Annotated in this window: 13 protein-coding genes; 3 read left to right on the top strand and 10 right to left on the bottom strand. The window is 64.3% G+C overall.

Annotation, left to right across the window (positions count from 1 at the left end):
• Positions 1-121 precede the first annotated feature (121 nt).
• From corA to NH8B_RS05220, 9 genes are all read right to left on the bottom strand, one after another.
• Positions 122-1,195, bottom strand: a complete 1,074-nt coding sequence (gene corA, locus NH8B_RS05260; protein WP_014086350.1) for a magnesium/cobalt transporter CorA — start codon at positions 1,193-1,195, stop codon at positions 122-124.
• The gene (ppx, locus tag NH8B_RS05255) at positions 1,192-2,658 is read right to left on the bottom strand and encodes an exopolyphosphatase (RefSeq protein ID WP_014086349.1); all 1,467 of its coding nucleotides are present in this window, start codon (positions 2,656-2,658) and stop codon (positions 1,192-1,194) included. The genes corA and ppx overlap by 4 nt, the downstream gene beginning before the upstream one ends.
• Positions 2,659-2,770: 112 nt before the next feature.
• A complete protein-coding gene (gene phoU, locus NH8B_RS05250; protein ID WP_014086348.1) occupies positions 2,771-3,475 on the bottom strand; it encodes a phosphate signaling complex protein PhoU in 705 nt (234 codons plus the stop codon).
• Positions 3,476-3,540: 65 nt separating this feature from the next.
• Complete coding sequence (gene rpiA, locus NH8B_RS05245; protein WP_008953082.1) at positions 3,541-4,200, bottom strand: ribose-5-phosphate isomerase RpiA; 660 nt, start codon at positions 4,198-4,200, stop codon at positions 3,541-3,543.
• Positions 4,201-4,286: 86 nt separating this feature from the next.
• Positions 4,287-4,763 carry a 2-C-methyl-D-erythritol 2,4-cyclodiphosphate synthase gene (gene ispF / locus NH8B_RS05240; RefSeq protein WP_014086347.1) on the bottom strand — a complete coding sequence of 159 codons (477 nt, stop codon included), beginning with the start codon at positions 4,761-4,763 and terminating at the stop codon, positions 4,287-4,289.
• Positions 4,764-4,951: 188 nt separating this feature from the next.
• The gene (ispD, locus tag NH8B_RS05235; RefSeq protein WP_014086345.1) at positions 4,952-5,638 is read right to left on the bottom strand and encodes a 2-C-methyl-D-erythritol 4-phosphate cytidylyltransferase; all 687 of its coding nucleotides are present in this window, start codon (positions 5,636-5,638) and stop codon (positions 4,952-4,954) included.
• Positions 5,635-6,363, bottom strand: a complete 729-nt coding sequence (gene dnaQ, locus NH8B_RS05230) for a DNA polymerase III subunit epsilon (protein ID WP_014086344.1) — start codon at positions 6,361-6,363, stop codon at positions 5,635-5,637. Before dnaQ ends, ispD begins: the two co-directional genes overlap by 4 nt.
• A gap of 254 nt (positions 6,364-6,617) precedes the next feature.
• Entirely contained in the window at positions 6,618-7,061 is a 444-nt protein-coding gene (rnhA, locus tag NH8B_RS05225; protein ID WP_014086343.1) for a ribonuclease HI, read from the bottom strand.
• Positions 7,058-7,798 (bottom strand): class I SAM-dependent methyltransferase, encoded by a 741-nt coding sequence (locus NH8B_RS05220; protein ID WP_014086342.1) that lies wholly within the window; start codon positions 7,796-7,798, stop codon positions 7,058-7,060. The genes rnhA and NH8B_RS05220 overlap by 4 nt, the downstream gene beginning before the upstream one ends.
• Before the next feature lie 19 nt (positions 7,799-7,817).
• Here NH8B_RS05220 and gloB point away from each other — a divergent pair, with 19 nt between their 5' ends.
• Positions 7,818-8,576, top strand: coding sequence for a hydroxyacylglutathione hydrolase (gene gloB / locus NH8B_RS05215; RefSeq protein ID WP_014086341.1), 759 nt, complete (start codon positions 7,818-7,820; stop codon positions 8,574-8,576).
• Between the two features lie 194 nt (positions 8,577-8,770).
• On the top strand, positions 8,771-10,666 hold the full coding sequence (locus NH8B_RS05210; protein WP_232503528.1) for a LysM peptidoglycan-binding domain-containing protein: 1,896 nt from the start codon (positions 8,771-8,773) through the stop codon (positions 10,664-10,666).
• 177 nt (positions 10,667-10,843) lie between these two features.
• Here the strand turns inward: NH8B_RS05210 and dtd are convergent, their stop codons facing one another.
• Positions 10,844-11,296 (bottom strand): D-aminoacyl-tRNA deacylase, encoded by a 453-nt coding sequence (gene dtd, locus NH8B_RS05205; protein WP_014086339.1) that lies wholly within the window; start codon positions 11,294-11,296, stop codon positions 10,844-10,846.
• 129 nt (positions 11,297-11,425) lie between these two features.
• Here dtd and yaaA point away from each other — a divergent pair, with 129 nt between their 5' ends.
• Positions 11,426-12,205: a peroxide stress protein YaaA gene (yaaA, locus tag NH8B_RS05200; protein ID WP_014086338.1), complete on the top strand. Its 780-nt coding sequence runs from the start codon at positions 11,426-11,428 to the stop codon at positions 12,203-12,205.
• Positions 12,206-12,345: the final 140 nt, after the last annotated feature.

The raw sequence follows: 12,345 nt of genomic DNA, 5'->3' as shown, positions 1-12,345 counted from the left end.
CATGGATGCGGTTTACCCATTATATACCCCCATAGGGTATATGAAGGCAAGCGGAATTTACCGCCGCCACATGAAAAAAGCCCTGCACGGGCAGGGCCTTGGCGGCGGAGACAGGCGCGCGTCACAACCACTTGCGGCGCCAGAACACGAAGTACAATCCCGCTCCCAGCACCAGCATCAGCCCCAGGATCAGGAAATAGCCGTAGTGCCAGTGCAACTCGGGCATGTAGTCGAAATTCATGCCGTAGATGCCGACGATCAACGTCAGCGGCATGAAGATCATCGACAAGGCGGTCAGCACCCGCATCTGCAGGTTGAGGCGATTGGACTGGGTCGAGAGGTAAAGATCGAGCATGTCGCCCACCAGCTCGCGCGACATCTCCAGCGATTCGATCACGTGCACGGTATGGTCGTAGGCATCGCGCAGGTAGATCTGGGTTTCCGGCTGGAAAAAACCGTAATCGCCGCGCGCCAGCGAGGTGAGCACCTCGCGTACCGGCAGGATGGAACGACGCAGCCTGAGACAATCGTGCTTCAGACGCTGGATACGCCGCAGGATGCTGGCATCGCGGCCGACCAGCAGCTGGCTGTCGGTCTGCTCGACGTACTCGGTGAATTGGGTGAGCACGCCGAAATAGTCGTCGACCACCGCGTCGAGCAGCGAGTAGGCCAGGTAGTCGGCGCCGCGCGAACGGATCAGACCGCGCGCCGTGCGGAGACGCTCGCGCACCGGCTCGAACATGCCAAGCGGACGCGACTGGAAGCTCAGCACGAAGTGGCGCCCGACCACCAGGTAAATCTGGTCGTGCTTGAGCCGGCCATTGCCCTCGCCGGGAAACTGGAACACCCGGCTGGCGATGAACAGGTAATCGCCATAATCCTCGACCTTGGGGCGCTGGCGGGCGTTGAGGATGTCTTCCAGCACCAGCGGATGCAACCCGAAGCGCTCGCCGATGGCGCGCATCACTTCGGGCTCGTGCAGACCGTAGACGTTGAGCCACAGCACCGGCTCGCCAGGCCGGTAGGCGAGTCCCTCTTGCAGCGAGGCGAAGGTGGTCTCGCGCAACGCCGAAGGACCGTACTCCATCAGGGTGATGCGGGGCTGGTCCAGCGCGGGCTCGCCCACCGCCAGCAGCGTGCCCGGCGCCTCGCCCAGCGTAGGGACCTTGCCCTTCAGCCGTTCATAGCGCTTCATGCTCGCACGATATCAAGGGTGAATCCGACGTTGTCCCACTGCTTCACCTCCTGCTTGAAGGCGCTGGCGGTGAGCGGATTAGCGACGAGCCAGGCCTTGTCCAGGGTCAGTTCGAAACCGCGAGAGGTCTGGCGCAGCTCCAACACGTCGGGCAGAACGACATCGTTGCGACTGCGGTAGAACAACACCGCCAGCCGCAGTGCCACCATCGCCTGCCAGTGGCCGGGCTCGGACAACAGCGACATCATCTTGCCCATGTCGCCACGCTGCCCCAGCACGATACTGGCCAGCGTCGCCTGTTCGCGCTTGGAGAAGCCCGGCATGTCGGCGTTCTGCAGGATGTAGGCGGAGTGTTTGTGGTAGGCGGTATGAGCGATGGTGAGGCCGATTTCGTGCAGGCGCGCGGCCCATTGCAGGCGCTTGAGGGTATCCGGGTCGCATTCGACGCCGCACAGCATGCCGCACAGCCGTTCCGCCAACGCCGTCACGCGTTGCGACTGCGCCAGATCGACGTGATAGCGGCGCTTGAACTGGGCTACCGTGGTGTCGCGCATGTCCTTCTCCCGATGACGGCCCAGCAGGTCGTAGAGCACGCCATCGCGCAAGGCGCCTTCGGCGACGATCATCTTGTCGATCAGCAGCTCTTCAAAGATGGCGATCATGATCGCCAGCCCGCCGGCGATCACCGGCACCCGGTCGGCCTTGAGGCCGTTCAGGTTGACGTATTTGAGGTTGCCGAAGCGGATCAGTTCCGCCTTGAGCCGCTCCATCCCCGACAGCGTGATGTCGTCGGCGGAGTAATCGTTGATCTCCAGTGCATCGCGCAGCGCGCGGGCGGTGCCGGAGGTCCCCACCGCGAGCTGCCACTCTGCCGGGCGGTACTCGTGGACGATGCGCTGCACCTCGGCGCGCGCCGCCATGATGGCGTCCTGGAAATTGCTGCGATTGAGCTTGCCGTCGGCAAAGAAGCGCCGGCTGTAGCTGACGCAGCCCAGGGGCAGGCTTTCGGTCACCAGCGCGCGGAACTGGCTGCCGATGATGAATTCGGTGGAGCCGCCGCCGATGTCGACCACGAGGCGGCGCTCCTTGGTGGCGGGCAGCGAATGGGCGGCACCGAGGTAGATCAGGCGCGCTTCCTCCCGCCCGGCGATGATCTCGATCGGGAAACCCAGCAAGGTCTCGGCGCGCGCGATGAAGGCGGGAGCATTCTTGGCCACGCGCAGGGTATTGGTGCCGACCACGCGCACCTGCTTGGGCCCCAGCCCGCGCAGGCGCTCGCCAAAGCGGGCGAGGCAAGCCAGGGCGCGCTCCTGGGTATCGTCGTCGAGGGTCTTGTCGTCGTTCAGGCCGGCGCCGAGGCGCACGGTGTCCTTGAGGGTATCGAGGGTGTAGAGCTGATCTTCCACCACGCGGGAGACCTGCAGACGGAAACTGTTGGACCCCAGATCGACCGTGGCGAGCACATCATGGGGGGGCGTTGGACTGGTCAAGATCACCCCTTTTGTTCTTGGGTTGGATATGAAAATGGCGGTAACCGGAATGTTACCGCCATTGTCGCTGCAACGTCACGACGTGTCAGCCCGCTTGCGTCTCGCGCTTGATCTCTTCCAGCGAGGTATGGCGGATATCCTTGCCCTTGACCAGGTAGACCACGTACTCGGAAATGTTCTTGGCGTGGTCGCCGATGCGCTCGATCGCCTTGGCGATGAACAGCGTGTCGATCGACATGCTGATGGTGCGCGGGTCTTCCATCATGAAGGTGATGAGCTGGCGCAGTTCGGCCGAGAATTCCTCGTCGAGGATCAGGTCTTCCTCGGCCAGTTCCAGCGCCGCGGTGGCGTCGAGACGGGCGAAGGCGTCCAGCGCGCGGCGCAGCATGGCCAGTGCCACGTCGGCCATCTTGCGCACCTCGCGGAAGCGCGGCAGCTGGTAACGCTCCGACTGGTGGATGATCTTGCCTTGGCGGGCGATCTTCTGCGCTTCGTCGCCGATGCGCTCCAGGTCGGTGATGGTCTTGATCACGGTGATCACCATACGTAAATCGCTGGCCGCCGGCTGGCGGCGCGCGATGATGTGCTGGCAATCGTCGTCGATGGCGACCTCGAGCGAGTTCACCAGCGCATCGTCGGCCACCACCTTGTCGAGCCGCTCGATGTCGGCCGCCATCAAGGCATCGACGGCGGACTGGATTTGTTGTTCGACCAGCCCCCCCATCTGCAGCACGCGGGTGCGGATGGTTTCCAGTTCCAGGTCAAACTGCTTGGACGTATGTTCAGCCATGACTCTCTCGTACGAATAGCGGTAACGCTACAGGATAAGCGCGTGGTGTGACACGGGGATGACAATCAACGCAGAACCTCGATCCCGCTCTGGCGGCCGAGGATCAGCACGTCGGCACGGCGGCGAGCAAACAGGCCGCAAGTGACCACGCCGGCGATCTGGTTGATGGTCTCCTCGAGTTCCACCGGCTTGGAGATGTGCAGACGGTATACGTCGAGGATGATGTTGCCGTTGTCGGTGACGAAATGCTCGCGCAGCTCCGGGTGGCCACCCAGCTTGACCAGTTCGCGCGCCACGTAGCTGCGCGCCATCGGCACCACTTCCACCGGCAGCGGGAAGCCGCCCAGCACGTCGACGTACTTGGTTTCGTCGGCGATGCAGATGAATTCGTTGGCCACCGCGCCGACGATCTTCTCGCGCGTCAGCGCGCCGCCGCCGCCCTTGATCATGTGCAGGTAGTGGTTCACTTCGTCGGCGCCGTCGATGTACACCGGTACCTCGTCAACGGTGTTGAGGTCGTATACCGGGATATGGTGGGCCTTGAGCCGCTCGGTGGAGGCCTCGGAACTGGAGACGGCTCCCTTGATGCGCCCCTTGATGGTCGCCAGCTCCTCGATGAACAGGTTGACGGTGCTGCCGGTGCCGACACCGACGATGCAGTTGTCGGGGACGAATTCCAGCGCCTTCTGGGCGACGGCAAGTTTGAGCTGGTTCTGGGTAAGCATCGTGGCCTCCTCGGTCTTCTATGTAATGGTCCTGTCCTAATTATCCCATATGGGGCAGGAATTGTCGGACAAATTGCCAACCGGCATCACGCCGGCATCAAGAGGCAAACGGCCTGCGCCTCGATGGCCTCACCGCGCCCCAGATAGCCCAGTTTTTCGTTGGTCTTGCCCTTGACGTTGACGGCGGTGACGGCCAGGCCAAGATCGCTGGCGATGGCGGCGCACATGGCGTCGATGTGCGGAGCGAGCTTGGGACGCTGAGCGATCAGGGTGGCGTCGACGTTGACCACTTGCCAGCCCGCCGCGCGCACCCGCTCCATGGCCTCGCGCAACAGCACGCGGCTGTCCGCTCCCTTGAAGCGTAGATCGGTATCGGGGAAATGGCGACCGATGTCGCCCAGTGCCGCCGCCCCCAGAATCGCGTCGGTAATGGCATGCAGCAGGGCGTCGGCATCGGAATGGCCGAGCAGCCCCTTGTCATGGGGGATGGTGACCCCGCCGAGAATCAGCGGTCGCCCTTCCACCAGCTGGTGAACGTCATAACCCTGTCCAATGCGAAACATATCTGTACATTATCCTTTTCGTGTAGGGCCCATTTCCCGCAGGCGGGCTCAAGCAGCTTGAGTGACGCCGGAATGGTCACGGTGTCCATGAGGATCGTGACAGAACGCATCTCTTCACGAGAGGCGCCCGCGCCGGGCATCTCCAGCGCCCACGCGGCGAAAGCAGCGCCGCTTGATGAGATCGGCGCTCAGCCGCGCCGGGTGGCGAGCAAGGCCTTGGCCAACGCCAGGTCGCGCGGCCAGGTGACCTTGAAATTTTGCGCCTCGCCTTCCACCAGCCGGGGCTGCAGGCCGAGCTGCTCGATGGCCGAAGCTTCGTCGGTAATGATGTCGACCGGCCCCTTGGCCAGCGCTTCGGCCAAGCGGCCGGCGCGGAACATCTGCGGCGTCTGCGCCAGCCACAGCCGTTCGCGCGGCACCGTGGCGCTGACGCGCTGCTCGGCGTTGGCACGCTTGACGGTATCGGCGACCGGCAGCGCCAGCAGACCGCCCACGGCGTCGTCGGCCAGGGTGGCGATCAGGCGCTCCACCGCCGCCACACTGAGGCAGCAGCGCGCCGCATCGTGCACCAGCACCCAGTCGTCGTCCGCCGCGGCTAGCGCCGCGAGGCCGTTCTGCACGCTCTCGGCGCGGCTGGCGCCGCCGACACGATGCACCTCGAGCTTGGCGATGTCGTCCCAGCGATAGCTGTCGAACCACTCGTCGCCAGGCGAGATCACCAGCGCCACGCGCTCGATGGCCGGCACCGCGGCCAGCGTCGCCAGGGTGTGCCACATCAGCGGCTTGCCGTCGAGTTGCAGGTATTGCTTGGGGCTTGGCGCGCCAAAGCGCGAGCCGGAGCCAGCGGCCGGCACCAGTGCGAGATAGCGGCTCATGCCTGCGGCTCCGCAGCGGGCGGCGATTCCAGGCTGCGCCACAGGCAGGTACCCTTGACCGCCTTGTCGAGGTCGTCGAGATAGGTCGCGTGTGCGGCCAGCTCCTCGGCGTTGGGGCGGAGGATCGTGATCGGCTTGCGCTCGAACTCGAGCGCCCCCAGATCGGCGCCGCCGCCGACATCGAGATCGATGTCCATCACCAGACTGTTCTGGCCGCGCGTCATCCACAGATAGACTTCGCCCAGCAGTTCGCAGTCGATCAGGGCGCCGTGCAGGGTGCGGTTGGAGCGGTCGATCTCGAAGCGGTCGCACAGCGCATCGAGGCTGTTGCGCTTGCCGGGAAACTGGTCGCGCGCCATCACCAGGGTATCGATGACGCTGGCGCACAGCGTGGAAACGCGCTCGACGCCGATGCGGTCGAACTCGGCGTTGAGGAAGCCGACGTCGAACGGCGCGTTGTGGATGATCAGCTCGGCGTCGCGCAGGAAGTCAGCGATCTCGGGGCCGACCGCGGCAAAGCGCGGCTTGTCGGCCAGGAAGTCGAGCGAGATACCGTGCACGCGTTCGGCATCGGGGTCGATATCGCGCTCGGGATGGATATAGAGGTGCAGCGAGCGCCCGGTCAGCTTGCGATTCACCATCTCCAGCCCGGCGAATTCGATGATGCGGTGGCCCTGCGACGGTTCGAGGCCGGTGGTTTCGGTATCGAGGATAATCTGTCTCATAAGTGCTCTGTGCTGCTAGGCCCCCACGAACCTGTGCATGATCTTACTGCGCGTCCCCTGAGCGGGGTTCAGGTGCCCTGCGTGCGAATCTGTCGCTGGGCAAATCGGAAGATTTGCACGCAGAGAGTCGCACCGCGCGCAGAAGTTCTCATGTACGGCATACACATTCCGCTTTCTGCACTGCTCTGCCCCCGTAGCGGGATGCTCGCGATCTATCCTGAACAGGTTCTTAAGGTTGGCCGAAAAGATTAGGTTCAGGCGCTCAATGTCTCGACGCCACGGTTGGCGAGCTGGTCGGCGCGTTCGTTGAACTCGTGACCGGCGTGCCCTTTGACCCAGTGCCAGCTGATCTGATGTCCAGTCTGCAGCGCGTCAAGCTTCTGCCACAGGTCGGCGTTTTTGACCGGCTCCTTGGCCGCGGTTTTCCAGCCGCGCTTCTTCCAGCCGTGAATCCACTCGGAAATGCCCTTCTGCACGTACTGCGAGTCGGTGTACACCGCCACCTTGCAGGGACGCTTGAGCTGCGCCAGGCCTTCGATCACGGCGGTCAGCTCCATGCGGTTGTTGGTGGTGCCCTGCTCGCCGCCGAACAGTTCCTTCTCGCGCCCCTTGAAGCGCAACAGCACCCCCCAGCCGCCGGGGCCGGGATTGCCCTTGCAGGCGCCATCGGGGTAGATCTCGACTATGTCTTGGGTCATACGCTTTCTTTAGTGTGATGGCCGGCGGAGTGGCGATGGTCGTTGCCCCCCGCCACTGCCAGGCCTTTCGCGGCCTTGGCCGGTTTCCATTGCGGCATGATCAGGCGCATGCCGCGCTGCCGCTTGATCGCCTGGATGCCGTACACCCCGGCAGCCAGCGGCCACCAGCGATCGCCGGCCTTCTCCATGAAGCGGAAGCGCTCGAGCCAGTCGGCCCGCGCGAACGGCGGACAATAGCCCATGAAGCTGCCGCCTTCCGGTTCCAGATCCAGCAGCGTCAGCCAGTCCCTAATCCGCACCAGCGACAGGAACTGGGCGTTCCACGGCACCTGCTGCCGCCCTTCTATCAAGCGGCGCACGCCCCACAGCGATACCGGGTTGAAGCCGGTCAGCACCACCCGCCCCTCCGGCATGAGCACGCGCTCGGCCTCGCGCAATACCTGATGGGGATGGATGCTAAAATCCAGGATGTGGGGCAACACCACGAGATCCAGGCTGCGGCTCTCGAACGGCAACTGCTCGGGCAGACAACGCACGTCGGCGCCAGGTTCCTGACCGGCCCGGCACTTCCAGGGAATACGGTTGGCGGCGAGGAAGTCCAGCTGCGGCAGACCCACCTGCACCGCGCGAAAACCGAAGGCATCAGCCACGGTGCGGTCGTAGAACGCCTGCTCCCTGGTGAGCAGATACTGTCCCAGCTCGCTAGAGGTGAGCCAGTGGCCAAATGATTCCATCATCGAAGGACGACCTCTACTCATGTTCACCGTCACGCCCGTGCCCGCCTTTTCCGACAATTATATCTGGCTTTTGCAGCAAGCCGGCCGTGCCGTTGCGGTCGACCCAGGCGACGCCGCGCCGGTGCTGGCCCATCTCGCGGCGCACGGCCTGGCGCTAGAGGCGGTGCTGGTGACCCATCACCACGCCGATCACGTCGGCGGCCTGGCCGAACTGACGCGGCATTACCCGCACCTGCGCATCATCGGCCCGGCATCGATCGCCCAGGTCAACGAAGCCGTGATGGACGGCTCTCGGTTCGAGCTGCTGGGCGCCCAGTTTGACGTGCTGGAAGTGCCCGGCCACACCCTCGACCACCTGGCCTACCTGACCGATGGCCGGCTGTTCTGCGGCGATACCCTGTTCGGTGCCGGCTGCGGCCGGCTGTTCGAGGGCTCGCCCGAGCAGATGCACGCCTCGCTCGGCCGCATCGCGGCGCTGCCCGACAGCACCCGGCTCTACCCCGCGCACGAGTACACCCTGTCCAACCTGCGCTTTGCCGCCGCGGTGGAGCCCGATAATGACGCCATCCGGCAAAGGTTGGCCGAAGACCAGGCCACGCTTGCGGCAGGCGAGCCGACGCTGCCGTCGACGCTGGACAAGGAGCGCGCCACCAATCCTTTTCTGCGCACCGAGGTCGACGCCGTGACGCGCCGTGCAGCCCAGCAAGCCGGCGCTCCCCTGACGACGCCGGCGGCTGTCTTCGCCGTGCTGCGTGAGTGGAAAAACAGCTTTCGTTAAAACAGAAAAAAGCTATATTCCCCCTATAGGAAATGCGGTCATGGCACGCTTCATGAGCTTGGTCAAATATGACGAAAGCTCATGAAATTATTTGCTTTTTCGTGTTGACACCCCGTTTTCTGGCCGATAGCATCGGCCAGAATTTCTGATTTCAGGCCCGCCAAATGAAAAGAATCACACCATTGGCACTTTCGTTGTCATTTGTATTTTCCGCCGCCCCGCTGGTCCACGCGGAAGACTCGGGCGCCTTCCGCCAGTCGATCGGGGTGGACGAAGGCCTGGCCACCGGCCTCGACATGATGCTGCTCAACTCCAGTCTGCTGCGTAACGGCGACAACGTCTGGCAGCGCGTGCGCGAGGGCTTTCAGCTTGACGAGGTCAACGCCGAACTGGTGCGCCGCCACGAACGCAGCCTGGCCGCCCGTCCCGAATACTTCAGCCGCATTCTCGAACGTAGTCACAAATACCTATTCCACATCATGAACGAAGTGGAACGGCGCGGCATGCCGACCGAGATCGCTCTGCTGCCGGCGGTCGAGAGCGCCTTCGTCGCCACCGCCCAGTCGCCGGTGGGCGCCTCCGGCTTGTGGCAGTTCATGCCCTCCACCGGGCGCCACTATGGTCTGGAACAGACCTGGTGGTACGATGGCCGCCGCGATGTCACCGCCTCCACCTCCGCCGCGCTGGACTACCTCGATTACCTGCACGGCCTGTTCGGCGACTGGAACCTGGCGCTCGCCGCGTACAACTGGGGAGAAGGCAACCTGACACGCGCCATCGCCCGCGCCCAGGCCGCCGGCCTTGAACCCACCTACGAAAACCTCAAGCTGCCGAACGAGACGCGCAACTACGTACCCAAGCTGCTGGCGGTGCGCAACCTGCTCGCCAGCCCTGACAAATTCGGCCTGAAGCTCGATAAATTCCCCAACAAGCCCTATTTCGTCGCGGTTTCCACCGGTCGCCACATGGACCTGGACGTCGCCGCCAAAATGGCCGGCATGTCGGTGAGCGAGTTCAAGGAACTCAATCCGGCCTTCAACCTGCCGGTCTACGCCCACAAGGCCGGGCGCCAGATGCTGATCCCGGCCAACCGCGTCGACAAATTCGAAGCCAACCTCAACAAGTGGGACAAGCCGCTGCTGAGCTGGCAGGTTTACACCCCGGCCACCGATGAAGACTTGGCCGCCGTGGCCGACCGCTACGGCATGAGCCCGGCCCAGCTGCAGGCTGTGAACCGCGTCAAGGGCTCCACCATCAGCGCCGGCAAGCCCTTGCTGGTAGCGCTGAAAGGTAACGCCGACCTCAACAGCACCACCACCGACACCGATAGCGGCGGCGACACTACCGTGGCCGGCACGCTTTCGACAGCAACGCTGGTCGCCAGCGCCAGCCCGGCAGTCATGGTAAGCAACACCCCGAATGGCGGCATCCAGCCAGTGGCCCTGACCGTGCGCGCCACGACTGCCGCTACCCCTGTGGCACCGCCACCGGCGGCCACCCTGCAGGACAGCACCGGCGCAGCGCGTAGCGCCGCCAGTACGCCGCCCCCCCAGAGCAGCAGCCCTGTGAGTAAGCCGAGCGAGGCCAGCGTCGCCGCCAACGCCGCGACACCGGGCAGCACACCGCAGGTCAAAGCCAGCGAGGCGAGTGTCGCCAGCAGCAAGGCTAATGAAGCCGGCACGGCCGTCGCGAACAACGCGACCCCGGCCGTTGCCACCACCTACATCGTGGCCTCGGGTGACACGCTCTACAATATTGCGCGCCGCTACAATCTGACGGTCAGCGATCTGAAAGCCTTCAACGGCCTGGCCGACAACGACATCCGCCTGGGGCAGACCTTGCAGCTCAAAGCCCCGGCCGGCACGGGCTACTTGGCCGCCGCTTCGCGCGACAGCCTGATGCGGGTCGCGGCCACCGCCACGGCAGCAACCGGCGCGGTGCCCGCCGAATACGTGGTGCAGCGCGGCGATACCATGTTCAGCATCGCCCGCAAGTTCGGCGTGCGTCACAGCGACCTGCAACGCTGGAATGGCTCGGACGAAGTGGTCTCGCTGCAACCGGGCCAGCGCGTCCGCCTGCAGGGTCTGTAACGCCCAGACGTCTGCACTGCTGGCTCCGGGTCGGCAGTGCGGACGATTCCTTGCCGCTGCCCGACCGCCACACTGGACGGCTGCCGAAATTTCCGCGCGCGTTCAGGAATCAATGCCCCACGAAAACAGCCCCGCTTTGCGGGGCTGTTTTCGTGGGGCAAGAGGGCCGGCACGGATTCACTCCTGTTGCCGGCTGTCCAGCCAGATCGTCACCGGACCGTCGTTCACCAACCCCACTTTCATGTCGGCTCCGAACACCCCGGTCGCCACCGGCTTGCCCAAGGTTTCGGCCAACGTCGCCACGAAGCGCTCGAACATCGGCGCCGAGATGTTGCCCCGCGCGGCACGGCTGTAGGAAGGGCGGTTGCCTTTCCTGGTGCTGGCGAATAACGTGAACTGGCTCACGGCCAGCACCTCGCCACGCACGTCGAGCACGGAGCGGTTCATCACTCCGGCCTCGTCGTTGAAAATACGCAACTGGGCGATCTTGCGCACCAGCCAATCGATGTCACTCTGCTCGTCCACCTCCTCCACGCCGACCAGCAGCAGCAAGCCTGGCCCGATCGCCCCGCTCACCGTGCCATCCACCCTGACCTCCGCTTCGCTCACCCGCTGCACCAGCACCCGCATCGCCCGATCTCCTGTTTCTCGACTGCCGGCATTCTAGCGTCTCTCCGGCGCCAGATCACGGCTGTCGCGCCGTACAGGTGGCGCACATCCGGTACAATCGCCTCATCGGAACCACGAGGACTCCCACCCATGCTGATGGTGATCTCCCCGGCCAAGACGCTGGACTACGCCACCCCGCCCCGCACCGAGCGCTATACCCAACCGGACTTTCTCGACCACAGTGCCGAACTGATCGAGGTGCTGCGTGAGCACAGCCCGGCCGAAATCGGCCAGCTGATGGGCATCAGCGACCCGCTGGCCGTGCTCAACGCCGGCCGCTACGCCGAGTGGGCGCGCCCTTTCACGCCCGGCCAGGCCAAGCAGGCCGTACTCGCCTTCATGGGCGACGTCTACGAAGGGCTCAATGCCAACGAGCTGGACGAGGACGAACTGGACTACCTGCAGCAGCATCTGCGCGTGCTGTCCGGGCTCTACGGCGTGCTCAAGCCGCTCGACCTGATGCAGCCTTACCGCCTGGAAATGGGCACCCGTCTCGCCAACCCGCGCGGCAAGAACCTGTACGAATTCTGGGGCGACATCGTGACCGACGCCCTGCGCCACCGTCTGGCCCAAGCCCCTGCTCCGGTCTTGGTCAACCTGGCTTCCGAAGAATACTTCAAGGCGGTCAAGCCGAAGAAACTCGAGGCCACCGTGATCACCCCGGTGTTCCAGGATTGGAAGAATGGCCAATACAAGATCATCAGCTTCTACGCCAAGCGCGCGCGCGGACTGATGGCGCGCTGGGCCGCCAAACATCGCGTCACCGATCCGGAGCGGCTGAAAGCATTCGATTACGAGGGCTACGCCTTCGATGACCAGGCCTCCGATGCGCGGCACTGGGTATTCCGCCGCGACCCGGCGCTGCGCTGAACAACCGGGCCTCCTGCCCGGTTTTTCTCTCCCCCCGTCGCCTCCCCTAAATCACGCTTGTTGTTAACAATAAAAACCCCATTGGCAACATGTAATTACATGAAAAGCGAAAGCGCGTCTGAGTTGATCTAGGTCATACC

Origin of the sequence: Pseudogulbenkiania sp. NH8B, assembly GCF_000283535.1 — a bacterium.
Lineage (GTDB): Bacteria > Pseudomonadota > Gammaproteobacteria > Burkholderiales > Chromobacteriaceae > Pseudogulbenkiania > Pseudogulbenkiania ferrooxidans.
The sequence above is the reverse complement of the archived record's forward strand: the minus strand, read 5'-3'. Positions and strand labels throughout refer to the sequence as shown.